29 protein-coding genes and 1 tRNA gene are annotated in these 26,365 nt (G+C 59.6%); 10 read left to right on the top strand and 20 right to left on the bottom strand.

Annotated features, from left to right (window positions below; genetic code table 11):
- The first annotated feature begins 1 nt into the window (after position 1).
- The 4 genes from hxsC to AC0MAZ_RS13830 all read left to right on the top strand — a co-directional run bounded on the left by hxsC (position 2) and on the right by AC0MAZ_RS13830 (position 2,983).
- Entirely contained in the window at positions 2-1,231 is a 1,230-nt protein-coding gene (gene hxsC, locus AC0MAZ_RS13845; protein ID WP_475858183.1) for a His-Xaa-Ser system radical SAM maturase HxsC, read from the top strand.
- Positions 1,228-1,836 (top strand): His-Xaa-Ser repeat protein HxsA, encoded by a 609-nt coding sequence (gene hxsA, locus AC0MAZ_RS13840; RefSeq protein WP_203647237.1) that lies wholly within the window; start codon positions 1,228-1,230, stop codon positions 1,834-1,836. The genes hxsC and hxsA overlap by 4 nt, the downstream gene beginning before the upstream one ends.
- Before the next feature lie 197 nt (positions 1,837-2,033).
- A complete protein-coding gene (locus AC0MAZ_RS13835) occupies positions 2,034-2,597 on the top strand; it encodes a hypothetical protein (protein WP_475858181.1) in 564 nt (187 codons plus the stop codon).
- Entirely contained in the window at positions 2,594-2,983 is a 390-nt protein-coding gene (locus tag AC0MAZ_RS13830; protein WP_023629525.1) for a hypothetical protein, read from the top strand. Before AC0MAZ_RS13835 ends, AC0MAZ_RS13830 begins: the two co-directional genes overlap by 4 nt.
- 138 nt (positions 2,984-3,121) lie before the next feature.
- Here AC0MAZ_RS13830 and AC0MAZ_RS13825 read toward each other — a convergent pair whose 3' ends face one another.
- Positions 3,122-3,283, bottom strand: coding sequence for a hypothetical protein (locus tag AC0MAZ_RS13825; RefSeq protein WP_475858180.1), 162 nt, complete (start codon positions 3,281-3,283; stop codon positions 3,122-3,124).
- Between the two features lie 568 nt (positions 3,284-3,851).
- Between AC0MAZ_RS13825 and AC0MAZ_RS13820 the strand changes: the two genes are divergently transcribed.
- Both AC0MAZ_RS13820 and AC0MAZ_RS13815 read left to right on the top strand, forming a co-directional pair.
- Positions 3,852-4,094, top strand: a complete 243-nt coding sequence (locus AC0MAZ_RS13820) for a hypothetical protein (protein ID WP_475858179.1) — start codon at positions 3,852-3,854, stop codon at positions 4,092-4,094.
- 141 nt (positions 4,095-4,235) lie between these two features.
- Positions 4,236-4,499 carry a DUF3077 domain-containing protein gene (locus tag AC0MAZ_RS13815; RefSeq protein WP_475858178.1) on the top strand — a complete coding sequence of 88 codons (264 nt, stop codon included), beginning with the start codon at positions 4,236-4,238 and terminating at the stop codon, positions 4,497-4,499.
- 300 nt (positions 4,500-4,799) lie between these two features.
- Here the strand turns inward: AC0MAZ_RS13815 and AC0MAZ_RS13810 are convergent, their stop codons facing one another.
- Both AC0MAZ_RS13810 and AC0MAZ_RS13805 read right to left on the bottom strand, forming a co-directional pair.
- Entirely contained in the window at positions 4,800-5,612 is an 813-nt protein-coding gene (locus tag AC0MAZ_RS13810; protein ID WP_475858177.1) for an endonuclease, read from the bottom strand.
- The gene (locus AC0MAZ_RS13805) at positions 5,605-6,888 is read right to left on the bottom strand and encodes a DNA cytosine methyltransferase (protein WP_475858176.1); all 1,284 of its coding nucleotides are present in this window, start codon (positions 6,886-6,888) and stop codon (positions 5,605-5,607) included. The genes AC0MAZ_RS13810 and AC0MAZ_RS13805 overlap by 8 nt, the downstream gene beginning before the upstream one ends.
- 527 nt (positions 6,889-7,415) lie before the next feature.
- Between AC0MAZ_RS13805 and AC0MAZ_RS13800 the strand changes: the two genes are divergently transcribed.
- Complete coding sequence (locus AC0MAZ_RS13800; RefSeq protein WP_475858175.1) at positions 7,416-9,248, top strand: AAA family ATPase; 1,833 nt, start codon at positions 7,416-7,418, stop codon at positions 9,246-9,248.
- Between the two features lie 182 nt (positions 9,249-9,430).
- Here the strand turns inward: AC0MAZ_RS13800 and AC0MAZ_RS13795 are convergent.
- From AC0MAZ_RS13795 to thrS, 9 genes are all read right to left on the bottom strand, one after another.
- Positions 9,431-9,507, bottom strand: a tRNA-Pro gene (locus AC0MAZ_RS13795).
- 102 nt (positions 9,508-9,609) lie between these two features.
- Positions 9,610-9,966 carry a MerR family transcriptional regulator gene (locus tag AC0MAZ_RS13790; protein ID WP_011533210.1) on the bottom strand — a complete coding sequence of 119 codons (357 nt, stop codon included), beginning with the start codon at positions 9,964-9,966 and terminating at the stop codon, positions 9,610-9,612.
- A complete protein-coding gene (gene ihfA / locus AC0MAZ_RS13785) occupies positions 9,947-10,249 on the bottom strand; it encodes an integration host factor subunit alpha (RefSeq protein WP_009394049.1) in 303 nt (100 codons plus the stop codon). Before ihfA ends, AC0MAZ_RS13790 begins: the two co-directional genes overlap by 20 nt.
- Positions 10,250-10,253: 4 nt before the next feature.
- A complete protein-coding gene (gene pheT, locus AC0MAZ_RS13780) occupies positions 10,254-12,635 on the bottom strand; it encodes a phenylalanine--tRNA ligase subunit beta (protein ID WP_232857145.1) in 2,382 nt (793 codons plus the stop codon).
- A gap of 31 nt (positions 12,636-12,666) precedes the next feature.
- Positions 12,667-13,683 (bottom strand): phenylalanine--tRNA ligase subunit alpha, encoded by a 1,017-nt coding sequence (gene pheS, locus AC0MAZ_RS13775; protein ID WP_028691467.1) that lies wholly within the window; start codon positions 13,681-13,683, stop codon positions 12,667-12,669.
- 111 nt (positions 13,684-13,794) lie between these two features.
- Positions 13,795-14,151 carry a 50S ribosomal protein L20 gene (rplT, locus tag AC0MAZ_RS13770; protein ID WP_003250671.1) on the bottom strand — a complete coding sequence of 119 codons (357 nt, stop codon included), beginning with the start codon at positions 14,149-14,151 and terminating at the stop codon, positions 13,795-13,797.
- A gap of 27 nt (positions 14,152-14,178) precedes the next feature.
- Positions 14,179-14,373, bottom strand: a complete 195-nt coding sequence (rpmI, locus tag AC0MAZ_RS13765; protein ID WP_003250667.1) for a 50S ribosomal protein L35 — start codon at positions 14,371-14,373, stop codon at positions 14,179-14,181.
- A 63-nt stretch (positions 14,374-14,436) separates the two neighbouring features.
- Positions 14,437-14,988: a translation initiation factor IF-3 gene (gene infC, locus AC0MAZ_RS13760; protein WP_172670897.1), complete on the bottom strand. Its 552-nt coding sequence runs from the start codon at positions 14,986-14,988 to the stop codon at positions 14,437-14,439.
- Entirely contained in the window at positions 14,988-16,910 is a 1,923-nt protein-coding gene (gene thrS / locus AC0MAZ_RS13755; protein ID WP_203647245.1) for a threonine--tRNA ligase, read from the bottom strand. Before thrS ends, infC begins: the two co-directional genes overlap by 1 nt.
- Before the next feature lie 333 nt (positions 16,911-17,243).
- On the opposite strand from thrS, the gene AC0MAZ_RS13750 reads away from it, so the two are divergent.
- Both AC0MAZ_RS13750 and AC0MAZ_RS13745 read left to right on the top strand, forming a co-directional pair.
- Positions 17,244-17,549 (top strand): hypothetical protein, encoded by a 306-nt coding sequence (locus AC0MAZ_RS13750; protein ID WP_110738971.1) that lies wholly within the window; start codon positions 17,244-17,246, stop codon positions 17,547-17,549.
- A 163-nt stretch (positions 17,550-17,712) separates the two neighbouring features.
- Positions 17,713-17,925 (top strand): cold-shock protein, encoded by a 213-nt coding sequence (locus tag AC0MAZ_RS13745; RefSeq protein WP_007956027.1) that lies wholly within the window; start codon positions 17,713-17,715, stop codon positions 17,923-17,925.
- A 210-nt stretch (positions 17,926-18,135) separates the two neighbouring features.
- Here AC0MAZ_RS13745 and AC0MAZ_RS13740 read toward each other — a convergent pair whose 3' ends face one another.
- On the bottom strand, positions 18,136-18,456 hold the full coding sequence (locus AC0MAZ_RS13740; protein WP_232857147.1) for an I78 family peptidase inhibitor: 321 nt from the start codon (positions 18,454-18,456) through the stop codon (positions 18,136-18,138).
- 287 nt (positions 18,457-18,743) lie between these two features.
- On the opposite strand from AC0MAZ_RS13740, the gene AC0MAZ_RS13735 reads away from it, so the two are divergent.
- Positions 18,744-18,956, top strand: coding sequence for a hypothetical protein (locus tag AC0MAZ_RS13735; protein WP_475858170.1), 213 nt, complete (start codon positions 18,744-18,746; stop codon positions 18,954-18,956).
- Here the strand turns inward: AC0MAZ_RS13735 and AC0MAZ_RS13730 are convergent.
- From AC0MAZ_RS13730 to AC0MAZ_RS13700, 7 genes are all read right to left on the bottom strand, one after another.
- A complete protein-coding gene (locus AC0MAZ_RS13730; protein ID WP_475858168.1) occupies positions 18,928-19,938 on the bottom strand; it encodes a nucleoside hydrolase in 1,011 nt (336 codons plus the stop codon). The two genes, AC0MAZ_RS13735 and AC0MAZ_RS13730, sit on opposite strands and share 29 nt — an antisense overlap.
- Positions 19,939-20,085: 147 nt before the next feature.
- Positions 20,086-20,490 (bottom strand): D-ribose pyranase, encoded by a 405-nt coding sequence (rbsD, locus tag AC0MAZ_RS13725; RefSeq protein ID WP_232857150.1) that lies wholly within the window; start codon positions 20,488-20,490, stop codon positions 20,086-20,088.
- Positions 20,487-21,395, bottom strand: a complete 909-nt coding sequence (gene rbsK, locus AC0MAZ_RS13720; RefSeq protein WP_234561342.1) for a ribokinase — start codon at positions 21,393-21,395, stop codon at positions 20,487-20,489. The genes rbsD and rbsK overlap by 4 nt, the downstream gene beginning before the upstream one ends.
- 9 nt (positions 21,396-21,404) lie before the next feature.
- Entirely contained in the window at positions 21,405-22,430 is a 1,026-nt protein-coding gene (locus AC0MAZ_RS13715) for a LacI family DNA-binding transcriptional regulator (RefSeq protein ID WP_203647250.1), read from the bottom strand.
- Between the two features lie 4 nt (positions 22,431-22,434).
- Positions 22,435-23,427, bottom strand: coding sequence for an ABC transporter permease (locus AC0MAZ_RS13710; protein ID WP_254464796.1), 993 nt, complete (start codon positions 23,425-23,427; stop codon positions 22,435-22,437).
- Positions 23,424-24,977: a sugar ABC transporter ATP-binding protein gene (locus tag AC0MAZ_RS13705; protein ID WP_475861427.1), complete on the bottom strand. Its 1,554-nt coding sequence runs from the start codon at positions 24,975-24,977 to the stop codon at positions 23,424-23,426. The genes AC0MAZ_RS13710 and AC0MAZ_RS13705 overlap by 4 nt, the downstream gene beginning before the upstream one ends.
- Before the next feature lie 158 nt (positions 24,978-25,135).
- Entirely contained in the window at positions 25,136-26,080 is a 945-nt protein-coding gene (locus AC0MAZ_RS13700) for a sugar ABC transporter substrate-binding protein (RefSeq protein ID WP_203647253.1), read from the bottom strand.
- Between the last annotated feature and the right edge of the window lie 285 nt (positions 26,081-26,365).

Here is a 26,365-nt window from a genome sequence, read left to right as displayed (position 1 = left end):
GATGCTGCGCAAAGATACCCACTTCGAAATTCAAAACCTGCATGAACCAAAGCTGCTCAAGGTCATCACCCTGGATGAGTTCATTGAGCAAGGAGTCGCCGTTTGCGCCGGTACCGCGCAATTCAATGATTTGCTGCTCTGGTTACCCAACGAAGATCTTGAACGAAATCCACATCTGATTTCATTGCCCGTGGGCGGCTTCCTGACCCCAGGGTCACTCACCAGCCCCTTCGACAACGGCAGGCTGCACCTGCATTCCCCCAAGGATCCGGATGTCGTTCAACCTGGCGATGTCATTGCCATTACCCCTGGCAATGCATTGGTAAGAGTGCTCTATCGACGCGGGTCAGACAGTAACCTGCTGTTCATGACGGATCGTTGCAACAGCCTCTGCCTGATGTGCTCGCAACCGCCTAAAGATATCGATGACCGCTGGCATATCGAGGAAAACCTTCGACTGATCGACCTGATGGACGCAGGCGAGGAAAACCTGGGGATCAGCGGCGGAGAGCCCACACTTTATCGTGATGGCCTGCTTGAGATTCTGGCCAAGTGCAAAACCGTTTTGCCACAGAAGTCCGTACACGTGCTCAGCAATGGACGGCTGTTCAAAGATCCGAGCTGGATTGCAGCCCTCGCGGCCCTAGGCCACCCCCAGCTGAGCTGGGGCATTCCGCTGTATGCCGACAACGCAGTCGACCATGACCATGTAGTTCAGGCCCCGGGCGCCTTCAGCGAAACCGTGCAAGGACTCTATAACCTCGCACGCGCTAACCAGATCATTGAGATACGCGTGGTACTCAGTCGCCTGACCACACCACGCTTGCCTGAATTAGCCCATTACGTGTTCAGGAACCTCCCCTTCGTACGGCACGTTGCGTTGATGGGTATCGAAAGTACTGGTCTGGCCAGAAAGCACTACGAGGAGTTGTGGATTGACCCGCTGGATTATCAAGAGGCATTGAGCCAAACCGCCTATTTCCTCTACAACCGTGGGATGCCGGTTTCGATCTACAACCTGCCCTTGTGTTTGATCCCACCCCACCTCTCACGATTCGCCCGCCAGAGTATCTCCGACTGGAAAAACCTGTTCATCGATACCTGTCAGCAATGCGCTGCCGTCAAACATTGCTCAGGGTTCTTCAAATCCCACACTGACCGCTGGCAGAGCCGCGGCGTACGACAACTATCGACCGAGGCCTTTAGCGCCTATGCAAGGAGTGCACAGTGAAATTGCTTGACCGCTGGAAAATCCTGATCAGTGGCATCACCTTGTTGCCGATGGCTGGTACCACATTGGCACAGGCGGGCCATACACCGCTTGCCGATGCGAACTGGCAACCGAACGACAAGCTGCAGCCTCCAGTCTTTGCCGATACGCTAAATGCCCCAGATGCAGTGAACATTTATGCGGCACATCGCTCGCACAGCTCACATCGGTCCCATAGCTCCCACAGTTCCCATTACAGCGGGTCTGGTGGCTATAGCGCGCCTCGCTACTACAGCCCGCCCGCAACCAGCACACGGAGCTACAGTGCGCCGAGCACTTCGCACAGTACTTCAAGCAGCAATAGCCTTTATCAGTCGTCCGGCACTACTACCGGGGCTAGCCCGGGTACGTCAAAGACCCGCGCAACCAACGAACAGAAAAGCAACCTGGTCAAGCGCGTACAGACTGCACTTATGGTTCGCCAGTACTATCAAGGCACAATTGATGGGGTCATGGGCAAGGCTACTCGTGGCGCGTTAATGGCTTTCCAAATGGATAGTGCACTGACCGTGAATGGCAGGATGGATACACCCACCCTCAACTCCCTGGGGATCAAGATTCCATAAATTTGGTCAGGGTAAGAGTCCACCGCGAACTCGCTCTAGCAACAGGCGAGTCCCAATGTAAGCCGTTCGCGAAAGGTTTTGATTACTGCGCTTAAGTGATAAAGGCGCTTGGCCATTAGCACAAGCGCCCTAATCGACCCTGCTCCCCCAGCGCTCGTATAGTCCCTTCTGGATTACATAAATCGGGAAAGGACTCCATGCGTCACAGACTTCCACTCCCCTGCCGATGGCTAGCCATCCTGGCTCTGGCCTGCAGCACCTCGGCCCTGGCCGAGCAAGCTGCGGGCGACTACTGGATCATCTACGGCAAAGGCGAACGCCTGCACAACGAGGTCTACGTCGCCGATGCCGCCGGCATCCTGCAAAAGCCCGGTGGCGTGCAATCGGCCCAGGTCATGCAGCTGTTCGAAGACCCGGCCTTCCCGACCCTCGCCGCCTACGAGGTGCAGGTCAAATGCAAACAGCGCCAGATCCGCCTGGACAGCGCCCGGGCGATTCGTCGCTTCGACGGCGCCGTGCGCGATGTGAAAACCAACGCTAAAGACTGGGCCGCACCAAAGGACTACTGGCTGCAGCGCACCTTCGCCTTCGTCTGCGCCCCCGACAACCGCGCGCGCAACCAGATGTTGTCGATCGGCAAGATGCCGGCGGCGAAGATGGTCGCCACCATCCAGGCCATGTTCATCCAGTTGATTGGCGTGCAGGCCAACAGCCAAGCGGTGCAGGAGCTGGACGACATGCTGGCGAATACCCCACGATGAGCACGCGCCCTCTGCTGGTCCTTGGCCTGTTATTGCCTGCGCTGGCCGGCTGCATCCCGACCCTGCCGGAGCTGATGGCGGGCAACCAATGGCAAGGGCGCGACGCCAAGCAGGCCATCGACTTCTTCGGCCCGCCCATGCGCATGGAGCCGTTACCTGGCGGCGCCGGGGTGCAGTTGGGCTGGTACCGCGATACCACCTACGTGCAAAAGGAGGTGGTCGGCAGCACCGCCGAGATGCAAGGCAACGTGATGGTCCATACCAACTACTGGGACGACGTGGCCCATCCTGGCGGCTGCACGATCCTGATGTCGGTGAACAAGGCGCGGCAGATCAACGATTTCTCCACCAAGGGCCGCTGTAACGGCGTGAACCTGGCGCCATAACGGCTAGCCGAAACGCGGGAGCAGGCCTGTGGGACCAGGTTCGAGGAATCGGGCTCGCAGGCGCGGATTCGTGGGAGCGGGCTTGCCCCGCGATAGCGCCCGCCCAGACAACCAAGCCCCCAGCCAGATACCCTCCCCCTACTCAGCCCCCCGCCCAAACATCAACCCATGATTCACTTCCTGGGCCAACGCCTTGGCCATGCCACTGAGGTAATGCACCGCCGTCAGCAGCGTAGGCAGATGATCCGTCTCCACCATCGCCAGATCACTGATCTTGTGCACCGGCGTGGCGATGCTCAACCATTAAACCATCGGTGCGATGCTTACCTACGCAACCCATGCGGCAACTATCACATATTCAAGGTTAGGTATAGACCTACCATTCGCGCACGAACGTTGTAACACGCCTCACCCCACCCTCGTAATATCTGGTGTCACGAGTGAAATTTATCGAGTCGTCGGCTTATGCGGAGCCACAAAGTTTAGTGATTTGACTTCAGCTTACAGGTCGTTACAGGCAAGCGGCATCGAAGGTGTTGAGTTGTGAAAAAATCAGATTTAGCCCCTTCCTTGTAGTCCATTTCCCAAAGATACTCTCTCCGCTGATTTTCCGTTGCACGCGCCAAAAGTGAGCTCTAGTCTCGGCATGTCGTTGGTATTCAACGACCGGGTTTAGCCGCCCGAAATCGTCAGACACCACAGCCGTGCAATGCCGAGTAATCGACATCTGCGCCTTTATGGCGGCTGTACGTGGGGCACCTTCGGGTGCGCCGGGTGCCTGACGTCCCGGTCGGCTAACCCGCGTACAGCTGCCACCTATTCGTTTAGCCGCGTTTGGTGGTTGCTCTATCACGACAGGAGCCAAACCATGCTTAAGATCGTTCCCGACCCTCCTCACAATTTGCTCACCCTTGAAGACACCCTAATCCAGGCCACCGACTATGCACTGTGTGCCGAGACAGTTGTGCAACAGGCGTTGTTATTACAGCCCAAGTCGCCGGTGTCGATTCTGATGATGGCGTCGATGCATGAGATAGAGGCGCTGCGGGCTTTGCTTGAATCTGCGCTGACCCAGTTACAGATGCCCACTGAGCCTAGAACTTCTTATTGAATGCCACTCAACATACTGTTTGGACTGGCCCTACCCACAAAAATCTTTGCAACACTTCGCAGATAATAAGCAGCTCTGATCGTACGAACTACTTTTGAGAGCCAACCAGTCTAAGCAGTAAATTTTCAGGGAGATTGAAAAATGGCCTCAGACGATACCAAACTCACTGTTGGCAAAACCATATTCTACCAGGGTGAAAAGCAGACCTACCCCTTATTTCGTATCGAAGCTGGCATACCTTGCCAGCACGCACGTGAGCAAGCCTCTGAACTAATGGGGTGCGCACGTGACTTGACTATTGACGGATTGATGGAAGATAAGCCGCAGCTAATTTGGGCCTCTCATTACCTCTGCGCATTGGCTAAGGCATTAATGGATGACGCTGAATTAGGCATGATGCACTAGAGACAACTATTTACACGCCCGGGGCGCTTTCAAAAACCAAATTAGCTGCCTAACTCTGAAGGCGCTCAACGGGTAAAATCAGTTAAGTTACACCTCCTAAGCTCTGTATTCGGGCCTTGCCCGACGATCCATGAGTGACTTTAAGCCTGGCAAAATAAAGTACCTTCAACAAGATGATCAAACATCTGCATCTACACACCGTGCGAAAATCGATTTTCACAGCACAACTTATCGTACAGCACGCAATGCAAAGCTAAATTCTTTAAAACTACTTATCAAGCGAGCACAATCACAAAAACATCAGCACCCATGCTTATGGTAAACCTTAAGATCTTCTTTTGAAATATCTGACGACATTACTAGCTGATAATGTCGCTCCTCCAAAACCTTCACTTCGTCGTCCTGGACGACAAGTTCAAACATAGCGATGCGGCCACTGCTCATGAACTGTACGGATACGGCGCGGCATTCCAACTCAGGGAACTTACGCTGACAGAATAGAATGTCTTGCTCAGTTTGAACAACGCCATGCTTGTCATTCCCACCCTTGGCCTGCACGGGTACCACAAACTGGCGACCATACTTATCAACACCCACATACACTTCATCAATTTCGATTTGACCGATCTCTTTGAGCTGGGTGCGCAAGTGGTTTTGAAGTGAGCAAGCAGTAATACCAAGAAATATATCTATCAGCCGATTGTAGCGAACCTTTGCCAGAAGTGCCTGCTCGTCGCTGAGTGCATAAGAGACAATAATTTCAGGAGTGGCGTCAGGAATCTTTATGGTAATCAGTTCTTCGCGAGGTAAAATCCGATTAAGCTTTACCTGTTTGAACGTATAAAGAGCAGTACCCGCCCCCTTGATGATCCACTCCATTCCAGGTGCAGCCGTACTGGAAATTGAGGCCGGCAGCTCTTTCCTGTACCGGAAGGAGTAAGGTATGTCGCCTAAATTTTTCGGCAGCTCTACGTCCAGCTTTTTGGCAATAGGCGCAAACTCCGCTCTTGAAAATTCAAAGCTGGTCATACCTTTCTTGTAATGACTAGCAAATACCTCCTCTATTATTAGGCCATATTTACTAGGCGTCCGCGCCTTCGCTGCTTTAGGCATTATTTTCTTCCACAAGTGATTCTGCTGAGTATTTTCGAGTGCGCTGAGCTATAGTGTCCCTAGGTACGTCGAAGTATCGAGCGGCAGTGCCCATATCGAAGCCAAGCAAGGCGGTTGAGCCCTGTTTTATAACTTGCTCCGGCTTGATTAGGCTAACCTCAAGGGCATTGACAATGGATGATGCAATCGCGCGCCCCAACAGAGGTGGTACGCTATTCCCGATTTGGCGAAAGCCATGCCACTTAGTTGCATGAAAGCGGAACCAATCCGGAAATGAATGCAGCCGTGCCGCTTCTCGGACAGTAATAACGCGTGGTTGGTGCGGATGGATAGGACGGGGGGAAGTAAACGCACCCCTGGCGCTGTCCGTACCTGCACGTAACGTATTGCACAGTCCATCTGGGGGTAATTTTCGGAAGCGACTTATCGGCTCTGTTTTTCCATGTGCCGTGGCCTTAAATCGTTCCTGTGACAGAGCTGTATGCTCCGTGCGCAAACTAGAGGTTAGCATATTTCTATCAAAGTCACGCTTATATCCGAAATTATCAGGATCCTCCTGCAAATCACGAAGCCGCTGACCATATGTTGAACTTGTTTTCCATTTAGCCGTCACCGCATCTGCACTGATCAATTGATCAAATGCATTCGCATCTGGTAGATCCCCAATAGCTTCTTCAACAGTAACTCTATGCTCCATAGGCATTGGGTACTGCGGTGTTTTAAGTCCACGGCGCGTACCTAGCAAAAAGAGTCGTTTCCGATCTTGGGGGACGCCAAAGTCAGCGGCGTTGAGAACCTGATATGGAGTAACTACGTCGTACCCAGCCTCACCCAGCGCATTGATCAGTTCCTTCAAAAACTCCGAATGCTTACCGAGCGTAAGTCCCTTGACGTTTTCGAAAACACAATACTTTGGCTTCAGTTCTTCAACAATTCTAACGTAGTGGAAGACCAACTGATTTCTGGGGTCATCCAAAGCGCGTTTACCAATCATAGAGAATCCCTGACAAGGGGCCCCTCCAAAAACCACGTCAATTTCTTTGCTACCTAAGCCCGCTAATCGGCGAATTTCACTGCCGCTGAGGTCTGTTACGCTAGCGCAAATGGTCTTACAGTTTGGAAAGTTGTACTCATGCACTGCGCAGTGAACGGGGTCAATCTCGACGGCTGCAGCTACGTCGAATCCAGCTTGCTCAAAGCCAAGAGACAATCCGCCTGCGCCTGCAAATAGGTCTATGCCGATAGGTCTAGGCGTAGTCTTGCTCGATGAGGTCATTTGGCTACCATCAATAATCAGTGAAAATCTGGGGCGGTATGATACCTGCTTCGGACCAGGTCGTCCTAGGCCTGAGTGATCACCTAAGCCGGCATCGACTCAACAGCACCGTGATGTCCGGCGCCCGCACGCAGGGACATGACTGACGCCGGCATATTCAACCCTACCCAAGTCTCCCCTGGCGCTAGAAAGACAGTCAATGACCAGAAAGGGTATCGAACGCCCCGCAGCGGGTAGGAACGTTCCGGATTGAGCAGGCGAATCGAGCAATATGGGCATTTGCCCTGACCTTACTACCCATTTGCATTCAATCTGACTAGCCGTTTGCATCCAACCTGTACGGTCTTTTTATTAACAAAAAACTACTCAATGAGCAGCTGGACACCTAATAGGCCAACATCTGCCGCTTGCAGTGTATAGATTCCGATCAGAAGGGTTTGTCAACAAGGCATTTCGCCACTATACGTCTACAATTAGCTACTCCACTGAGCAAAACATTGAACACAACGTTAGATGAGGAAGTCACGATGCGCCTTAAGACCGTCAAACTCACTCATTTCCGCGGCTATCGCACCACCACCATCCTTCCGGTCGATACCGCAATGACAGGCATTGTGGGTCGAAACGACTATGGAAAGTCGACTATCCTTGAGGCCCTAGCTATATTTTTCGATAGCGCAGATATTAAGCCTGACAAGAGTGACATGAACTGTTTTAGTCTAGCGGAGGGGCATGAGAAATTCGAGATCGCCTGCGAATTCGACAACCTTCCGAGTACCCTAGTGCTTGATGAAAATGCTCAGACCTCATTATCGCAGGAGCTTCTGCTAAACGGAGAAGGCGCATTTGAAGTTGTCAAAACCTTCAGGGCTAGTACCGGCAAACATGACTCTACAGCCATTCGCTGTCAGCACCCCGCAGACAAAACACTCGCAAGTCTACTAAGCCTGAAAATGGCGGATCTAAGGAGGCTAGGCGAGCAGTTTGGAGTCGCTGGGCAAGTAGCAGATCAGAGGGTAGCCTCACAATGGCGGCAAGCCATTCGCAATGCAACGGGCGATGTTCCCTGCGAGGAGACGCTCCTCGATGTAGGTAAAGGCCTATCAACAGAGGCCAAATCCGTCTGGGATAAAATTGAGGCACTGTTGCCAACTTTCGCTCTTTTTAAAGCTGACCGAGAGAGCAGTGATGGCGACGCAGAGGCCAAAAATCCGTTGCAACTAGCGGTCAAAGAAGCCCAGGCTGCGCTTCAAGTCGAGATCAGTGAGCTGGAGCGAAAAATCGAAAACAGCGTACTAGATGTAGCCGAACGCACGCTTAACAAACTTCGAGAAATGGCACCTGAGCTGGCTAATGAGTTGAACCCTCGCTTTAAGGAGAAACCCAAGTGGACCTTTAACTTTACTCTGGAAGGAGAGAACGGTATACCCATCAATAAGCGCGGCAGCGGCGTACGTCGTCTTATATTGCTAAATTTTTTCCGAGCCGAGGCAGAAAGAAAAGCAGTAGCGGGGGGGCCGCGCAGCGTGATCTACGCTATTGAAGAGCCTGAAACCTCCCAGCACCCAAACTACCAAATAATGCTTATGAAGGCACTCCTGGAATTATCCAACCAAACAAATCGGCAAATCATTGTTACCACCCATGTCCCTGCATTAGCGGGTTTGATGCCTATTGAAGGCATTCGGTATGTTACTAAGAATGAGAGCGGCATCCCCATCATTAAGCTACCCAACCAAGAAGTACTAAAGGAGGCTGCAGAAAGCCTAGGCGTACTGCCTGAAACTGGGATGGAGCGGGCAAAAGGCGTAGTCCTAGTGGAAGGTAAGTCCGATGTCACTTTCTTACGCCATAGCTCAAATATCCTAAAGGCCGGGGGCTATCTTCAAACCAGTCTTGAAGACGCTGGTCTTATCCCGATCTTGGTTGGTGGATGCGGTAGCGTGAAGCACTGGGTCACCCTCAATCTTGCCAACGATCTAGGGCTACCTTGGTGCGTATTTTTAGACTCTGACCTTGGCGGAAGCCCAGAGCAAGTCCTCTCGATTTTAAAGCGAAAACAAGAAGTCGAGGAACAGGGTCGTGCTTTCTACTCGACACGTAAACGGGAAATCGAAAACTACCTTTGTCCCGACATGATCAAGGCGTACACGGGGATACAGGTGGCTTTTACTGACACCTGCGACGCAAAAAAAATAATTGGCAAAGCGGTGGGTATCAAAGCGGATGATGTCATTGATAAACTCTGGCCACTGATGACCGCCGAACAAATCCTCCAACGATCTACTTACCAGGAAAATGATACAGATCGTGTCGAACTCAAAGAGCTTCTTGAAAACCTATTAAAACTTGTTGTTTGAATTCCCAAGCAGCTAAAGCGTAGCTGGGATCTGTCTGTTGAAAGCCAGTGTCGTACGATTGCTCGCCTCGACAACTACAATCATTCAGATAAACTTCAGGTGATATAGCTTTGTTAAAATGATTAGCGTGCCAGAAACAAAAAAGCCCAGTCGTTGCCGACTGGGCTTTTCCGTTTCAATAATGGTCGGGACGGAGTGATTCGAACACTCGACCCCTTGCACCCCATGCAAGTGCGCTACCGGGCTGCGCTACGCCCCGACAAGGCGGTTCTCAATGTTGCCGAGAACGAGAAGAAATGTACCCTAACCTTTTGATTAATGGAAGCTTTTTTTCAAAAAACTTTCCACTCATCGGCTTTGGTCACTTCTTGAGCACCACCAACACATCCTCCAACTCCGCAATCATCTGCCGAATCAGCTGCTTGTACTGGCTGGACTCATCCTTGACCTCATCACTGGAGAGCCGTAACCGCGCCCCGCCAATGGTAAAGCCCTGGTCATACAGCAAAGCGCGGATCTGGCGGATCATCAGCACGTCCTGGCGCTGATAATACCGCCGGTTGCCACGGCGCTTCACCGGGTTGAGCTGCGGAAATTCCTGCTCCCAGTAGCGCAGCACGTGCGGTTTTACCGCACAGAGCTCGCTGACTTCACCGATGGTGAAGTAGCGTTTGCCCGGGATGGGGGGCAGCTCGTCGTTATGGCTTGGTTCCAGCATAGGCCTCTACCCGGGCTTTCAGCTTCTGCCCTGGACGAAAGGTGACGACGCGGCGCGCGGTGATCGGGATCTCTTCCCCTGTTTTAGGGTTGCGGCCCGGCCGCTGGCGTTTGTCGCGAAGGTCGAAGTTGCCGAAACCGGACAACTTGACCTGCTCGTTGTCTTCAAGCGCGTGCCGAATTTCTTCGAAAAACAGCTCGACCAGCTCCTTGGCCTCACGCTTGTTAAGCCCCAGCTCCTCGTACAGCCTTTCGGCCATCTCAGCTTTCGTCAGAGCACCCATGCCGTTATTTCCTTAACGTGGTGTTCAACCTTTGTTCAAGCGAGGTGAGGATAGTTTGCAGGGTTTCATTCACCTCATCGTCGTTAAGAGTGCGCGATGGATGTTGCCAGGTCAAGCCGACGGCCAGGCTTTTTCTATCAGGATCAATGCCTTTACCCTGGTAGACGTCAAACAGCCTGAGGTCTGTGAGCCATTCGCCTGCATTGTCACGAATTACTTCAAGCACCGAGCTAGAAGCTACATCACGACCTGCGATCAAGGCCAGGTCACGGCGGGTTTCCGGGAACTTGGACAGCTCGCTGAACTTCGGCAGGCGGCCTTCGACTACATCGCCGAGCACCAGCTCGAAGACGAACACCGGGCGGTCGAGGCCGAGGGTCTTGGCCAGCTCCGGGTGGATGGCGCCGAGGTAGCCGACTTCCTTGCCGTCGCGCTCGATGCGGGCGGTCTGGCCGGGGTGCAGGGCTGGGTGCTTGCCAGCGACGAAGGAGAAGTCGCTCAGGGCGCCCGAGTAGCCCAGCAGGGCTTCCACATCGGCTTTGACGTCGAAGAAGTCGATGCCGTCGCGACCGTTGGCCCAGCCTTCTGGCTGGCGGCTGCCGGTGACGACGCCGGCGATCATCGGCTGCTGCTTGAGGTCACCGAGCTGGCCGACGAAGCGCAGGCCGCTTTCGAACAGGCGCACGCGGTCTTGCTGGCGGTTGAGGTTGTGCTGCATCGCCTTGACCAGGCCCGGCCACAGCGAGGCGCGCATGGCGGCCATGTCGCTGGAGATGGGGTTGGCCAGCAGCAGCGGCTCGACGCCTGGGGTGAACAGCTCGAACAGTTTCGGGTCGATGAAGCTGTAGGTGATGGCTTCCTGGTAGCCGCGGGCGACCAGCAGGCGGCGCAGGTTCGGCAGCTCGCCGCGGGTTTCCGGGCGGGCTTGCGGGGCCAGGCGGGCCTGCGGGTAGCGCACCGGCAGGTTGTTGTAGCCGTACAGGCGGGCCAGCTCTTCGATCAGGTCGACTTCCAGGCTGACGTCGAAGCGGTGGCTTGGGACGGTGACAGTCCACTCCCCTGCTCCGTTTGCGCTGGTTTTCAGCTCCAGGGCGTTGAGCAGTTGCTCGACCTGGGCGGCGTCCATCTCCATACCGAGCATCTGGGTGATGCGTTCGGCGCGCAGGGTGATCGGCGCGATGTTCGGCAGGTGCTGCTCGCTCACGGTCTCGACTACGGGGCCTGCTTCGCCGCCGACGATCTCGAGGATCAGGGCGGTGGCGCGCTCCATGGCTTCGCGGGCCAGTTGCGAGTCCACGCCGCGCTCGTAGCGGTGCGAGGCGTCGGTGTGCAGGCCGTAGGAACGGGCCTTGCCGGCGACGGAGATCGGCTCGAAGAAGGCGCTTTCGAGGAACAGGTCGCGGGTCTTCTCGGTGTTGACGCCGCTGTGCTCGCCACCCATCACGCCGGCAATGGCCAGGGCGCGGGTGTGGTCGGCGATCACCAGGGTGTCGGCGCGCAGGGCGACTTCCTGGCCGTCCAGCAGGACGAGCTTCTCGCCCTCCTCGGCCATGCGTACGCGGATGCCGCCGTTGATTTCGGCGAGGTCGAAGGCGTGCATCGGCTGGCCGAGTTCGAGCATCACGTAGTTGGTGATGTCGACGGCGGCGTCGATGCTGCGCACGTCGCTGCGGCGCAGGCGCTCGACCATCCACAGCGGGGTCGGCTTGCTCAGGTCGACGTTGCGAATCACACGGCCCAGGTAGCGTGGGCAGGCGGCCGGGGCGCTGACTTCGACCGGGCGCACTTCGTCGTGGGCGGCCGGTACGGCTGGCACCACCGGGCGGGTGACCGGCACGTCGTACAAGGCGCTGACGTCACGGGCCAGGCCGGCCAGGGACAGGCAGTCGCCGCGGTTCGGGGTCAGGCCGATCTCGATGCTGGCGTCGTCCAGGTTCAGGTACTGACGGATGTCCTGGCCCACCGGGGCGTCGGCGGCCAGTTCCAGCAGGCCGTCGTTCTCTTCGGTGATCTGCAGTTCAGCCGCCGAGCAGAGCATGCCGAACGACTCGACGCCGCGCAGCTTGGCCTTCTTGATCTTGAAGTCGCCCGGCAGTTCGGCGCCGATCATGGCGAACGGGATCTTGATGCCTGGGCGGGCATTCGGGGCGCCGCAGACCACCTGGAAGGTCTCTGCGCCGTTGCTCACCTGGCACACGCGCAGCTTGTCGGCGTCCGGGTGTTGTTCGGTGGTGAGGATCTCGCCCACCACGATGCCGCTGAACTGGCCGGCAGCGGGGGTCACGCTGTCGACTTCGAGGCCGGCCATGGACAAGCGGGCGACCAGTTCGTCACGGGAGACTTGCGGGTTTACCCAACCGCGCAGCCACTGTTCACTGAATTTCATGCTGTTCTCCTGAAAGTTGCGTCGATTGGGCCTAGCGGAATTGAGCCAAGAACCGCAGGTCGTTGTCGAAGAACAGACGCAAATCGTTGACGCCATAACGCAGCATGGCCAGGCGCTCGGCACCCATGCCGAAGGCGAAGCCCTGGAACTCTTCCGGGTCGATGCCGGACATGCGCAGCACGTTCGGGTGGACCATGCCGCAGCCCATCACTTCCAGCCAGCCGGTCTGCTTGCAGACGCGGCAGCCCTTGCCGGAACACATCACGCACTGGATGTCGACTTCGGCGCTCGGCTCGGTGAAGGGGAAGAACGACGGGCGGAAGCGCACGGCCAGTTCTTTCTCGAAGAACACCCGCAGGAACTCTTCGATGGTGCCCTTGAGGTCGGCGAAGTTGATGCCACGGTCGATCAGCAGGCCTTCGACCTGGTGGAACATCGGCGAGTGGGTGATATCCGAGTCGCAACGGTACACACGGCCTGGGCAGACGATGCGGATCGGCGGCTGGGTGCTTTCCATGGTGCGCACCTGGACCGGCGAGGTGTGGGTGCGCAGCAGCATGTTGGCGTTGAAATAGAAGGTGTCGTGCATCGCCCGGGCCGGGTGGTGGCCGGGGATGTTGAGCGCTTCGAAGTTGTGGTAGTCGTCTTCGACCTCGGGGCCTTCGGCGATGCCGTAGCCGATGTGGGTGAAGAACTGCTCGATGCGCTCGAGGGTACGGGTGATCGGGTGCAGCCCGCCGGTGGTCTGGCCACGGCCTGGCAGGGTGACGTCGATGCATTCGGCGGCCAGGCGAGCGTTGAGCTCAGCCTCTTCAAAACCGGCCTTGCGTGCGTTGAGCACGTCGGTGACGCGTTCCTTGGCGTCGTTGATCAGCGCGCCAACCTTGGGGCGCTCTTCGGCTGGCAGGTTGCCCAGGGTCTTCATCACCTGGGTCAGCTCGCCTTTCTTGCCGAGGAATTGGACCCGGATCTGTTCCAGGGTAGTGATGTCTTCAGCGCGTTCCACGGCCTCGAGGGCTTGGGCGACCAGCGCGTCCAGGTTTTCCATGTACAGACTCCAGATACGAAAATAGGGGAAGAGCTTTTGAAGGCTCTTCCCCTATCCGATGACGTTTTACACCCGACGGCGCAGGCGCCGCCGGATGATTGTCGTGGGTACTTAAGCCAGTACGGCTTTAGCCTTCTCGACAATCGCAGCAAACGCCGCTTTTTCGTTCACTGCCAGATCGGCCAGAACCTTACGGTCGATTTCGATCGACGCCTTTTTCAGGCCAGCAATCAGACGGCTGTACGACAGACCGTTGGTGCGGGCACCGGCGTTGATACGAGCGATCCACAGTGCGCGGAACTGACGCTTCTTCTGGCGACGGTCGCGGTAGGCGTATTGGCCTGCCTTGATGACCGCTTGCTTGGCAACACGGAATACGCGCGAACGTGCACCGTAGTAACCTTTAGCTAGTTTCAGAATTTTTTTGTGACGCTTACGAGCGATAACGCCGCGCTTAACACGAGCCATGAGTAACTTCCTCTATCTTAACCAGAATTAACGAACGCGCAGCATGCGCTCGACTTTTGCCACGTCAGACGGGTGCAGCAGGCTGGCACCGCGCAGTTGACGCTTACGCTTGGTCGACATTTTGGTCAGGATGTGGCTCTTGAAAGCGTGCTTGTGCTTGAAGCCGGAAGCCGTCTTCAGGAAGCGCTTCGCAGCACCGCTCTTGGTTTTCATTTTTGGCATGTTGGAACTCCGCATTCGAATAAAAATTACACAATAATCATCAGGCCTGCCGTGCCCGGGAGATTACTTCTTCTTTTTGGGGGCGATGACCATCATAAGCTGGCGTCCTTCCATCTTCGGATGCTGCTCAACGGTGCCGTATTCCACGAGGTCAGCTTCGACCCGCTTCAACAGCTCCATGCCCAGCTCCTGGTGGGCCATCTCACGGCCGCGGAATCTCAGAGAGATCTTGGCCTTGTCCCCATCGCTAAGGAAACGTACCAGGTTGCGTAGTTTTACCTGGTAATCCCCTTCTTCCGTCCCTGGACGAAACTTGATTTCTTTGATCTGGATCTGCTTCTGGTTCTTCTTGGCTTCGTTGGCCTGCTTCTTCTTCTCGAAGAGGTGCTTGCCGTAGTCCATCACCTTGCAGACGGGCGGTACCGCGTCTGCAGAGATTTCCACCAGATCCAGCTTCGCTTCATCAGCGATACGCAGCGCTTCATCAATCGAGACGATGCCAATCTGCTCGCCGTCAGCACCAATTAACCGAACCTCGCGTGCCGAGATATTCTCGTTGATCGGGGCTTTCGGTGCAGTTCGTTTATCGTTTCTCATTTCACGCTTAATAGTCATTACTCCGATTCTTGGCGACCACGCCGGGAAACCGCTTGCGACAGCAGCTCAGCGAACTGCGCGACGGGCATCGAGCCCAGGTCTGCGCCTTCGCGGGTGCGCACAGCGACGGTTTGCGTTTCGACTTCGCGATCCCCTATAACCAAAAGATAAGGGACCCGCAGCAACGTATGCTCGCGGATTTTAAAGCCGATCTTCTCATTTCTCAAGTCCGACTTGGCACGGAATCCGCTACCGTTCAGGTCTTTTTCCACCTCGAGGGCGAAATCGGCCTGCTTGTCGGTGATGTTCATGATCACCGCCTGGGTCGGCGCGAGCCAGGCCGGGAACACGCCGGCGTAGTGCTCGATCAGCATGCCGATGAAGCGCTCGAACGAACCGAGGATGGCGCGGTGCAGCATCACCGGGCGCACGCGGCTGTTGTCTTCGGCGATGTAGCTGGCGTCCAGGCGCTCAGGCAGGTTCGGGTCGTACTGCAGGGTGCCGCACTGCCAGTTACGGCCGAGGCAGTCGCGCAGGGTGAACTCGATCTTCGGACCGTAGAACGCGCCCTCGCCCGGTTGGTATTCCCACTCCAGGCCCGACTCGTTCAGGGCGTCAGCCAGGGCGCCTTCGGCGCGGTCCCACAGCTCTTCGGAGCCCACGCGCTTGGCGGGGCGGGTCGAGAGCTTCATGGCGACGTCGGTGAAGCCGAAGTCCTTGTATACGTCCAGGGTCAGCTTGATGAAGTCGGCGGCTTCTTTCTTCACCTGGTCTTCGGTGCAGAAGATGTGCGCGTCGTCCTGCACGAAGCCACGCACGCGCATGATGCCGTGCAGGGCGCCGGACGGCTCGTTACGGTGGCAGGCACCGAACTCGGCCAGGCGCAGCGGCAGGTCGCGGTAGGATTTGAGGCCCTGGTTGAACACCTGCACGTGGCACGGGCAGTTCATCGGTTTTACCGCGTAGTCGCGGTTTTCCGACGAAGTGGTGAACATGTTCTCGGCGTAGTTGGACCAGTGGCCGGAACGCTCCCAGAGGATGCGGTCGACGACCTGCGGGGTCTTGATTTCCTGGTAGCCGTTTTCACGCTGGACCTGGCGCATGTACTGCTCGAGCACCTGGTACACGGTCCAGCCGTTGGCGTGCCAGAACACCATGCCTGGTGCTTCTTCCTGCAGGTGGAACAGGTCGAGCTGCTTGCCGATCTTGCGGTGGTCGCGTTTTTCGGCTTCTTCGATGCGCTGGATGTAGGCGGCCAGCTGCTTCTTGTCGGCCCAGGCGGTGCCGTACACACGCTGCAGCTGCTCGTTCTTGGCGTCGCCGCGCCAGTAGGCGCCGCTCAGCTTGGTCAGCTTGAACGCTTTGAGGAAACGGGTGTTCGGCACGTGCGGGCCACGGCACATGTCGACGTATTCTTCGTGGTAGTACAGGCCCATGGCCTGTTCATCCGGCATGTCCTCGACCAGGCGCAGCTTGTAGTCTTCGCCACGCTGGGTGAACACGTCGATGACTTCGGCGCGCGGGGTCATCTTCTTGACGACGTCGTAGTCCGTGTCGATCAGCTGCTGCATGCGCTTTTCGATGGCGGCGAGGTCGTCCGGGGTGAAGGGACGCTCGTAGGCGATGTCGTAATAGAAGCCTTCGTCGATCACCGGGCCGATCACCATGCGGGCGGTCGGGTACAGCTGCTTCACCGCGTGGCCGATCAGGTGGGCGCACGAGTGACGGATGATCTCCAGTCCCTCTTCATCTTTAGGGGTGATGATCTGCAGGGTGGCGTCGTGGTCGATCTTGTCGCAGGCATCGACGAGCTTGCCGTCGACCTTGCCGGCCAGGGTGGCCTTGGCCAGGCCCGCGCCAATCGAGGCGGCGACTTCGGCTACGGATACCGGCTGGTCGAACGTGCGTTGACTGCCATCGGGAAGAGTAATAATGGGCATGGCGCCTCCTCTCCTAGTGGTGACCCCTACCAAAGGTCACGTGGGTTGGGATGAGCCAGTACAAGATCCGCCCTGCCTTTCCCGCGGGAAAGCCTGCCTCACAGTGGCAGAGACCTTTCGGCCTGCCAGGGACGAACCAGAGTGACTGGAAGGTAAAAGTTGCAGGCCGCCAGTGGCGAGCCGCAAGCCGAGCATGCTAGCACGCGGGTTGCACCCGGTCGCAGAAATATTTGGAAATTACGCCGCCGGGGTGAACTTGTGCAGAAAATTTCCTATCAGACCTTCTGAAGCAACCTACTCTTGATGAGACCTTTACCCAAGGAGTGTCCGGTTATGCGACTTCAGTCCCTTCTGGCTGCCTGCGCCGCAAGCGCCCTGCTGCTGCCGCTGGCCGCCAACGCAGGCAATTTCCCCGCCGGCAAGGAGGCGCCCTACATGGCTCAATGCCAACAGGTGGCGAGCGGCCAGGGCGTGGACGCGGCGACGGCGAAGAAGCACTGCGAATGTGGCGCCAAAGTGATCAAGGAGAAATTCACCGACAAGGAAATCAATGACCTCACCACCGCGGAGGATGGCGTTGACGCCAATCTGATGCAGAAGGCCCAGCAGGCAGTACGGGCCACCTGCACCGCAAAATAGGCAGGGTTGACTGGCCATTGCACGCATCTTTTGCGCTGGATCAACATCCTGCGAAGGTAAAAGGCGCTAGATACGCAGAAATGGACTATAGTGTCGTCGGTGCTACTGAAGCTACGGCGACATTGCACCCCGATAAAAAATCATGTTTCTGGAGATTCACCCCATGTCCAATCGCCAAACCGGCACCGTCAAGTGGTTCAACGATGAGAAAGGCTTCGGCTTCATCACTCCTCAAGGCGGCGGCGACGACCTGTTCGTACACTTCAAGGCCATCGAAACCGACGGTTTCAAAAGCCTGAAAGAAGGCCAAACTGTTTCCTTCGTAGCCGAAAAAGGCCAGAAGGGCATGCAGGCCGCGCAGGTTCGTCCGGAGTAATTTTCGGATAGCTGCAAAAAAACCCGCCACTTGTGGCGGGTTTTTTATTGGCTGCCAGAATCACGCAGCACCTTTGTAGGAGCGGCCTCGTGCCGCGAAAGGGCCGCAACGCGGCCCCGGCGATCTGTGTTGTGGCGAAGAACCTGGGGCCGCTTTGCGGCCCTTTCGCGGCGCAAGGCCGCTCCTACAGGGGGCGGCAGCGCCGGGGGATCAACCGCAGTTGACCCGGGTAACCACACCCTTGTCGTCGACATTCAGGTTCAGCCGCTCGGAACGGTATTCCAGGGTGATCATGTCGTGGGGCTTGAGGATGCGCGCCATCTGCGAGCCACTGGCCTTGCGCGCCTGCTCCAGCAGCTCTGGCGAGGCCAGCTTGCCGATGGTGAAGTCGGCGCCACTGGCTTCGCAGCGGCCGTCATTGCCGGCCGGGGTGGCCTGGGCACTGCTGCCGCCCGAGGTGCCACCGGTGCTGCAACCTGCCAGAACGGAAGCCACCAGCAAGGTCGCCAGGGAAGCGCGGGTACGGAACATGAATCCTCCTAAATAAATCCGGGAACTGCCTGATGCGACAATTCCTCCAGGCATTTGTTGCACAACCGCACGATTCTGCCTGACTCGGCCACTTGACGCGAAAGGCAATCGTGACCGGATTTTGCACCGAACCGTCGGTTCGGCCAACCGCGCTCCTTATGCTTAAGTCGCAGGTCCCGTCACGCAAAGGCATGATTTACTGCAAGAAGCGGAGCGCGAAACGCCTCCCCTTCGAACGCCAGGACGCGGTATTCGACCTATCACCAGGCCCCAGCGAGAACCGCCCCATGAGCAGCCACAGCATCGACGCCGATATCAAGGTCAAGTGGGACGAGGGCCAGAGCGCCTACAGCCCGAGGACGCCCGAAGAACTGATGCTGATCGCCGTCGACCTGCTGGTGCGCGACCGCGGTGGTGACGCGGCGCGCAGCTTCATCGAGCAGCTGCTCGAGCGCCACGCGCCGCAGGGGGCTATTTCAATCGAGCCAGGCGGGCGCTGAGCAGGTCGAAGAAGCCCTGGGCGTTGCCCTCCTTGATCCACGTCACGTTGGCCGGTTGCTTGAGCACGCCATACCAGTCGGCGACGGTCTGGCCGAAGGTCGGGCCTTCGCGGCTGTCGACCACCATGTGCACCTGCCGGCCTTCGAACAGATCCGGCTTGAGCAGGTAGGCAATGACGCTGGCGTCGTGCACCGGGCCGCCGGGCATGCCGTAGTTGTCCATGTCGAACTTGATGTAGGCGTTGAGGATGTCCACCACCAGCTTGCTGGCGTTGTTGTTCACTGCCGCCAGCTGCTTGAGGCGGGCGTCGCTGGTGAGCACCTTGTGGGTGACGTCCAGCGGCAGGTAGGTCAGCTTGACGCCGCTGGCCAGCACCACCTCGGCGGCGTGGGGGTCGGCGAACAGGTTGAATTCGGCAGCCGGGGTGATGTTGCCGCCGTTGAAGTGGGCACCGCCCATCACCACCACTTCCTTGATGCCGTTGACGATCTCGGGCTTCTGGATCAGCGCCAGGGCCAGGTTGGTCTGCGGGCCGAGCATGGCGATGGTGATGCTGTGGGGTTCGGCGCTGCCCAGGGTGTCGATCAGGTACTGCACGGCGTTGCCGTTGGCCAGGGGCTTTTTCGGTTCGTGGACCTGGACGCCGGTCAGGCCTTCCTCACCGTGGACGTTGGCGGCGTAGATCGGCGTGCGCACCATCGGCCGCCCTGCCCCGGCGTATACCGGGATTTCTTCGCGGCCGGCCCATTCACGGGCCAGGCGGGCGTTGCGCGAGGTCTTTTCCAGGCGCACGTTGCCGGCCACGGTGGTGATGGCGCGGATTTTCAGCTCCTCGGGCGAGGCCATGGCCAGCAGCAGGGCCACCACGTCGTCGGCGCCGGGGTCAGTGTCGATGATCAGGTCGCGGGGCGCGGCCATGACGGCGGTGGCGGCTAGCGCGGACATGAGGACGGCTCCTTGGAGCAGGGATTTGAGGGACATTCAGCACTCCTTGTTGCTAGGGGATGGATTCAACTGGGGCCGCTTTGCGGCCCTTTCGCGGCACAAGGCCGCTCCTACACGAATCGGGTTGCCCCTCTGTAAGAGCGGCCTTGCGCCGCGATCGAGGGCAAAGCCCTCGCATTCGGTCTAAAAGGTAACGCCAGCCACCAGGGCAATATTGCTATAGGGCTTGCACTCCCCCGTACGCACCACGGCTCGAGCCTGGCGACACAGGGTCTTGAAATCGGCATGGCTGAGCACCTGGCGCTGGCCCAGCTCGCCGCCGGCATGCAGCTGCTCGACCTCGGCCAACCCCGGCGGCAAAGCCTGGAACACCTCTTCGGCCAGCACATGGCGCTCGACCTGCATCTCGCTCAGCACCACACGCAGCACGCTGACAAAGTCCGGGATGCCCGGGGTCAGCGCCAGGTCGATCAGTTCCACGCCCGGCGGCACCGGCAAACCAGCGTCACCGATCACCAGGATGTCACCGTGGCCCAGCCCGGCGATGGTGCGCGACAGGGCGATGTTCAACAGTGGCGTCTTCTTCATGGCGTCAGCTCCCGCAGATACGGAATCGACGGCTGGGCACCGGCGCGGGTGACGGACAACGCAGCCGCACGTTGGCCGACGATGATCGCCTGCTCTTCCGGCAGCCCCCGGGCCAGGCCCGCGGCGAACCCGCCGACAAAGGTGTCGCCGGCCGCCGTGGTGTCCACCGCTTCGACCTCCGGCGCCGGAAAGTGGCGACCCTCGCCATCATCGACCAGCAGCGCGCCCTGGGCACCGAGGGTGACGATCACCTTGCCCGCGCCCATCTTGCGCAGGCGCCGGCCAGCCCGGCGCGCGCTGTCCAGATCGTTGACCGGCAGGCCAGCCAGGGCCTCGGCCTCGCTCTCGTTGGGGATCAGGTAATCGATGTGGGCAAACCATTCCACCGGCAGCGGCCCGCTGGCCGGCGCCGGGTTGAGGATCACCTTCTTGCCCAGCTCGCGGCCACGGGCCAGGGTCCAGGCCACGGTGGCCGTCGGCACCTCCAACTGGCAGATGATCACCTCGGCCTGCTGCAGCAGGCTGTCGAACCGGCGCACCGACTCAGGCCCGAGCAGGCCATTGCCGCCCGGGATGATGACGATGGCGTTCTGGCTGGCGGCATCCACCACGATCAGCGCCACGCCACTGGAGACGCCACTGCACACACCAACGCCCTGGCAGTCGATGCCCTCCACCTCCAGGGCCCGACGCAGCTGCTGGCCATAGGCGTCGTCACCGACGTTACCGACCATCGCCACGCTGGCCCCCAGGCGCGCCGCGGCCACGGCCTGGTTGGCACCCTTGCCGCCAGGCACGGTGAAGAAACTTTCGCCGGCCAGGGTCTCGCCGCCCCGGGGCAGGCGCTGGGCGCGGGCCACCAGGTCCATGTTCAGGCTGCCGACCACAACCACCTTGGCATTCATGGGTATTCCTTAACGGTAATCGTTGAACAGGTCCGGGCGCGGCCCGGTGGATTCACGCAAGACGATGCGCGGGGCGACGATGCGCTGCTCGGCGGCGCCGTCGCGCCGCGGCGTGACGATGCGCGACAGCAGCAGGCCGGCGGCGCTCTCGCCCAGCTCGCGGATCGACTGGCCGACGGTGGTCAGCGACGGGTACACGTAGCGGCTCAGCTCGATGTCGTCGAAGCCGATCACCGACAGCTCGCCGGGCACGTCGATATTGCGTTCGGCGGCGGCGCGCAACACGCCGAAGCCGATCATGTCGTTGCCGGCGAAGATCGCCGTGGGCCGCTCGCCATCGAGCAGGCGCGCCGCGGCGGCATGCCCGCCGGGGCTGGTGAAGTCGCTGTGCAGCACATGGCCTGGGGCGATGCGCACATCGGCCTCGGCCATCGCCCGGCGGAAACCGGCCAGGCGCAGCTGGCTGACACCGGTGTCCACCGGGCCGCCGATGGTGGCGATCTCGCGGTGGCCCAGCTCCAGCAGGTGGCGGGTGGCCAGGTAGGCGCCCTGCTCGTGGTCGATGCGCACCAGGTCGGCCTCGACGCCGTCCAGGGCGCGGTCGACGATGACCATCGGCGTGCGCACGCCGCCGAGGCTGTCGAGCAGGTCCTGGTCCTCGCCCACCGAGGCGACGATCAGCCCGTCGATGCGCTTTTCCAGCAGCACGCGCAGGTAGCTGCGCTGCTTCTGCGGGTTGTCGTCGGAGTTGCACAGGATCACGCAGTAGCCGTTGCGCTCGCAGGCATCCTCGATACCCCGGGCCAGCTCGGCGAAGTACGGGTTGACGCTGTTGGGCACCAGCAGGCCGATGGTGGCGGTGCTGCGCGCCTTGAGCGAGCGCGCCACGGCGCTGGGCACGTAGTCGAGCTCGGCGATCGCCGCCTCGACCTTCACCCGCACGTGCTCGCTGACCGGGCGGGTCTTGTTCAGTACATGGGACACGGTGGTGTAGGAAATCCCCGCCAGTGCCGCGACGTCTTTGATGGTTGCCATGGTTTCAGTTCCGCCGGTTCGCGCGCCGGCTGCGGTAAGTGTCGAGTACCACGGCGATGACGATCACCGCCCCGGTGATGATGCGTTTGGTCGGCTCGGAGGCGCCGATCTGGGCCAGGCCCGCGGCCAATACCGAGATGATCAGCACGCCGAAGAAGGTGCTGATGACCGAGCCGCGCCCGCCCATCAGGCTGGTGCCGCCGATCACCACGGCGGCGATCACCTGCAGCTCGAGACCGGAGCCGGCGTTGGGGTCGGCGGCTTCCAGACGGGAGATCTGGAACAGCGCGGCGAGGCCGGCGAGCACGCCCATCAGGGCGAACACCAGGATCTTGTACGGGCGCGGGTCGATGCCAGCCAGGCGCACGGCCTCTTCGTTGGTGCCGATGCCGATCAGGTAGCGACCGAACACGGTGCGGGTCAGCACCAGCTGGGCGGCGACGATCACCAGCAAGGCAATGATGAAGGCCGGCGAGATGCCGAAGGCGATGGGGTTGGAGAACCAGGCGAAGGCATCGCCAATGTAGGCAGTACGCGAGTCGGTGAACTGGTAGGCCAGGCCACGGGCCATCTCCAGCACGCCCAGCGAGACGATGAACGAGGGGATGCGCCAGGCCACGGTGATGCTGCCGGTGACGGTGCCGGCCAGCGCCGCCACGGCCATGCCCAGCAGCGCGGCGGGCAGCACGCTCCAGCCCCAGCCGAGGATCGCCACGCTGACCGTCGAGGCGGCCAGGGCCAGCACCGAGCCCACCGACAGGTCGATGCCGCCGATGATCAGGATGAAGGTCATGCCCACCGCCAGCACCATCAGGTCGGGGATCTGGTTGGCCAGGGTGCTGAAGGTGGCGTAGGACAGGAAGTGGCTGCTCAGCATCGAGAACAGCACGATCATCGCCAGCAAGGCGCCGGCCAGGCCCAGGTAGGTACCCAGGCCGAAATAGGTGCCGCTGCGGCGCACGGGCGCGCTGCCCGAAATGTTTGTTGTGGTTTTCATGCGTCCATCCTGGGGGCTGCGTCGTGCAGCAGGGCATCACGTTTCTGGTAGCCGGCGAAGGCGGCGGCAAGCAGTTGGTCCTGGGTCCAATGATCGCGGTCGAAGGTGTCGATCAGGCGTCCGGCGCTGAGCACGGCGATGCGGTCGCAGATCAGCATCAGCTCGCGCAGGTCGCTGGACACCACGACGATGGCCTTGCCCTGACGCGCCTGCTCGGCGAGCAGGCCATAGATGTCGAACTTGGCGCCGACATCGATGCCACGGGTGGGCTCGTCGAACAGCAGCACCTGGCAGTCGCGCTCCAGCCAGCGGCCGATCACCACCTTCTGCTGGTTGCCGCCGGACAACTCGCCCACGGCCTGGGCGGGGCTGGCACTGCGGATGCGCATGGCGCCGATCTGGCGCTCGGCCAGTTCGCGCTCGGCGTCGCGGTCGAGCACGCCGGCGCGGGACACGGCGCCGAGGTTGCCCAGGGCAATGTTGGCGCTGATCGACTGGCTCAACAGCAGGCCTTCACCCTTGCGGTCCTCGGTGATCAGGGCGATGCCGGCCTTGACCGCGGCCTTGGGCGAATCGATGTTCAGCGGCCGCGGCGGCTGGCCGAGGGCGACCTGGCCGCTGTCGGCGCGGTCGGCGCCGTAGATCAGGCGCAGCAGCTCGGTGCGCCCGGCGCCGATCAGGCCGGAGATACCGAAGATCTCCCCTGCCCTGACCTCGAACGACACCTCGCGCACCTTGTCGCCGCGGCTGAGCTTGTCGACCCTGAGCAGCGGCGCGCCGATGCGGCGCTGGCCGAGGTCGATATGCTCGCCCAGCTCGCGGCCGACCATCAGGTTGACCAGTTGCTCGCTGTTGTAGCGCTGGATCGGCTCGGCGCACACCAGCTTGCCGTCGCGCAGCACGGCGATGCGCTGGGCCACGCGCTGCAGCTCTTCGAGACGATGGGAAATATAGACGATGGCCACGCCGCGCTGGCGCAGGCGCTCGATCTGGGTGAACAGCAGCTCCACCTCGCGAGCGGTGAGCATGGCCGTGGGCTCGTCGAAGATCAGCACATGGCAGTCGCCGATCAGGTTGCGGGCGATTTCGACCATCTGCTGGTGGCCGATGCCGAGCTCACCCACGGGGGTGCCCGGGTCGATGGCGTCCAGGCCGACCTGGGCCATGGCCGCGCTGGCCAGCTGGCGCAGGCGCTTCTGGTTGACCCAGCCGAGGCGGCTGGGCAGGTTGTCGAGGAACAGGTTCTCGGCCACGGTCAGGGTAGGCAGCAGGTTGAGCTCCTGCATCACCATGCGCACGCCGAGGCGCTCGGCCTCGGCGCGGTTGCCGGGGCTGTAGGGCTGGCCGCGATAGACCATCTGCCCGGTGGTGGGGATCTCCAGGCCGCTGATCAGCTTGGACAGGGTCGACTTGCCCGCGCCGTTCTCGCCGGTCAGGGCCAGCACCTCGCCGCCGCGCAGCTCGAGGGTGACGTCGCCGAGCACGGGCTGGGCGTAGGTCTTGCCCAGGCCGCTGACGGCTAGCACGGTTTCATTGGCCGGTACTGACATGGCCATTGTTCTCCTAGAAAAACCACGACTTCTTGATTCAACGACTGCCCCTGTGGGAGCGGGTTTACCCGCGAACACCGGCGCAGCCGGTGCCATCCATCGCGTGGTCTTCTTCGCGGGTAAACCCGCTCCCACAGGGCCTGCGTATCGCCAGGCAATTACTGGGTAATCAGCTCGACCGGCGTCTGGATGACATTGTCGGCATCCACGCCCGGCTGCTCGCCCTTGAGCATCTTCAGCGCCGCCTGGATGCCGAACACCGCCTGCTGGCTGGCCGCCTGGTCGAGGGTCGCGAGCACGCGGCCATCCTTGAGCATCGGCTTGATGGCGTTGATGTTGTCGTAGCCGACCACCTGCACCTGGCCGGTCTTGCCGGCGGCGCGCACGGCCGAGACGGCGCCCAGGGCCATGCTGTCGTTGCCGGCCAGCAGCGCCTTCAGGTCGGGGTATTCGTTGAGCATCGAGGCGGCCACGGCGTTGCCCTTGTCGATCTCCCAGTTGCCCGATTGCACCGAGACGATCTTCATCTGCGCGGCTTGCATGGCGTCCTTGAAACCGGCGGTGCGCTGCTGGGCATTGGTGGTGGTCGGCACGCCTTCGATGATGCCGACCTGGTCACCGGCCTTAAGCTTCTTGGCCAGGTAGTCACCGACCTCACGCGCGCCCTTGCGGTTGTCCGGGCCCACGAACGGCACGCTGATGTTCTTGCTCTTGAGCACGGCGGGGTCGAGGCGGTTGTCGATGTTGATCACGGTGATGCCGGCGTCCATGGCCTTCTTGATCACCGGCACCAGCGCCTTGGAGTCGGCCGGGGCGATGACCAGGGCCTTGGCGCCGGTGGCGATCATCTGCTCGACGATGCGGATCTGGTTGCCGGTGTCGGTCTCGTCCTTGATGCCGTTGGCCACCAGGGTGAAATCGTTGGGGTGGTCTTTCTGGTAGGCCTTGGCGCCGTCTTCCATGGTGCGGAAGAACTCATTGGCAAGGGACTTCATCACCAGGGCGACCTTGGGCGCTTCCTCGGCGTGGGCAGTGGACAGGGAGAAGACCAGCGAGGAGAAAACGGCGAGGGCCAGCGGACGGCCGGGGAACGGCAGTTTCATGGAAATGACTCCGAATCTTGTGGTTTTTATCGGATCGCAAACGTTTGCGGTAAGCAACTATGGAAACAGGCGTCGGTTTTGTCAAATCCATTGCGTAGGCAGCCACAGCTACGCGCGTCGGATTATCCGCAATTCGTCCGAAAAACCGAACACCTTTCCTGCAAAAATTCGGTGATCCGAACACGCGCACCGTCTCTGACCCTCTGGTCGCGTCGAGTACCCCCAGTCAAAACAGGGGTTTCAAGATGAAATACGACGAACGGTAGTTGCTGGTACGAAATCTGC

The sequence above is a fragment of the Pseudomonas sp. A genome (assembly GCF_056270345.1).
This window is presented reverse-complemented; position numbering and strand designations above follow the sequence as displayed.

Excerpts from the sequence above, each read along its gene's own strand:
- hxsC (WP_475858183.1), top strand. The coding sequence starts at position 2 with ATGCTGCGCAAAGATACCCACTTCGAAATTCAAAACCTGCATGAACCA.
- AC0MAZ_RS13835 (WP_475858181.1), top strand. The coding sequence starts at position 2,034 with ATGCGTCACAGACTTCCACTCCCCTGCCGATGGCTAGCCATCCTGGCT.
- AC0MAZ_RS13830 (WP_023629525.1), top strand. The coding sequence starts at position 2,594 with ATGAGCACGCGCCCTCTGCTGGTCCTTGGCCTGTTATTGCCTGCGCTG.
- AC0MAZ_RS13820 (WP_475858179.1), top strand. The coding sequence starts at position 3,852 with ATGCTTAAGATCGTTCCCGACCCTCCTCACAATTTGCTCACCCTTGAA.
- AC0MAZ_RS13815 (WP_475858178.1), top strand. The coding sequence starts at position 4,236 with ATGGCCTCAGACGATACCAAACTCACTGTTGGCAAAACCATATTCTAC.
- AC0MAZ_RS13810 (WP_475858177.1), bottom strand. The coding sequence starts at position 5,612 with ATGCCTAAAGCAGCGAAGGCGCGGACGCCTAGTAAATATGGCCTAATA.
- AC0MAZ_RS13805 (WP_475858176.1), bottom strand. The coding sequence starts at position 6,888 with ATGACCTCATCGAGCAAGACTACGCCTAGACCTATCGGCATAGACCTA.
- AC0MAZ_RS13800 (WP_475858175.1), top strand. The coding sequence starts at position 7,416 with ATGCGCCTTAAGACCGTCAAACTCACTCATTTCCGCGGCTATCGCACC.
- AC0MAZ_RS13790 (WP_011533210.1), bottom strand. The coding sequence starts at position 9,966 with ATGCTGGAACCAAGCCATAACGACGAGCTGCCCCCCATCCCGGGCAAA.
- ihfA (WP_009394049.1), bottom strand. The coding sequence starts at position 10,249 with ATGGGTGCTCTGACGAAAGCTGAGATGGCCGAAAGGCTGTACGAGGAG.
- pheT (WP_232857145.1), bottom strand. The coding sequence starts at position 12,635 with ATGAAATTCAGTGAACAGTGGCTGCGCGGTTGGGTAAACCCGCAAGTC.
- pheS (WP_028691467.1), bottom strand. The coding sequence starts at position 13,683 with ATGGAAAACCTGGACGCGCTGGTCGCCCAAGCCCTCGAGGCCGTGGAA.
- rplT (WP_003250671.1), bottom strand. The coding sequence starts at position 14,151 with ATGGCTCGTGTTAAGCGCGGCGTTATCGCTCGTAAGCGTCACAAAAAA.
- rpmI (WP_003250667.1), bottom strand. The coding sequence starts at position 14,373 with ATGCCAAAAATGAAAACCAAGAGCGGTGCTGCGAAGCGCTTCCTGAAG.
- infC (WP_172670897.1), bottom strand. The coding sequence starts at position 14,988 with ATGACTATTAAGCGTGAAATGAGAAACGATAAACGAACTGCACCGAAA.
- thrS (WP_203647245.1), bottom strand. The coding sequence starts at position 16,910 with ATGCCCATTATTACTCTTCCCGATGGCAGTCAACGCACGTTCGACCAG.
- AC0MAZ_RS13750 (WP_110738971.1), top strand. The coding sequence starts at position 17,244 with ATGCGACTTCAGTCCCTTCTGGCTGCCTGCGCCGCAAGCGCCCTGCTG.
- AC0MAZ_RS13745 (WP_007956027.1), top strand. The coding sequence starts at position 17,713 with ATGTCCAATCGCCAAACCGGCACCGTCAAGTGGTTCAACGATGAGAAA.
- AC0MAZ_RS13740 (WP_232857147.1), bottom strand. The coding sequence starts at position 18,456 with ATGTTCCGTACCCGCGCTTCCCTGGCGACCTTGCTGGTGGCTTCCGTT.
- AC0MAZ_RS13735 (WP_475858170.1), top strand. The coding sequence starts at position 18,744 with ATGAGCAGCCACAGCATCGACGCCGATATCAAGGTCAAGTGGGACGAG.
- AC0MAZ_RS13730 (WP_475858168.1), bottom strand. The coding sequence starts at position 19,938 with ATGTCCCTCAAATCCCTGCTCCAAGGAGCCGTCCTCATGTCCGCGCTA.
- rbsD (WP_232857150.1), bottom strand. The coding sequence starts at position 20,490 with ATGAAGAAGACGCCACTGTTGAACATCGCCCTGTCGCGCACCATCGCC.
- rbsK (WP_234561342.1), bottom strand. The coding sequence starts at position 21,395 with ATGAATGCCAAGGTGGTTGTGGTCGGCAGCCTGAACATGGACCTGGTG.
- AC0MAZ_RS13715 (WP_203647250.1), bottom strand. The coding sequence starts at position 22,430 with ATGGCAACCATCAAAGACGTCGCGGCACTGGCGGGGATTTCCTACACC.
- AC0MAZ_RS13710 (WP_254464796.1), bottom strand. The coding sequence starts at position 23,427 with ATGAAAACCACAACAAACATTTCGGGCAGCGCGCCCGTGCGCCGCAGC.
- AC0MAZ_RS13705 (WP_475861427.1), bottom strand. The coding sequence starts at position 24,977 with ATGTCAGTACCGGCCAATGAAACCGTGCTAGCCGTCAGCGGCCTGGGC.
- AC0MAZ_RS13700 (WP_203647253.1), bottom strand. The coding sequence starts at position 26,080 with ATGAAACTGCCGTTCCCCGGCCGTCCGCTGGCCCTCGCCGTTTTCTCC.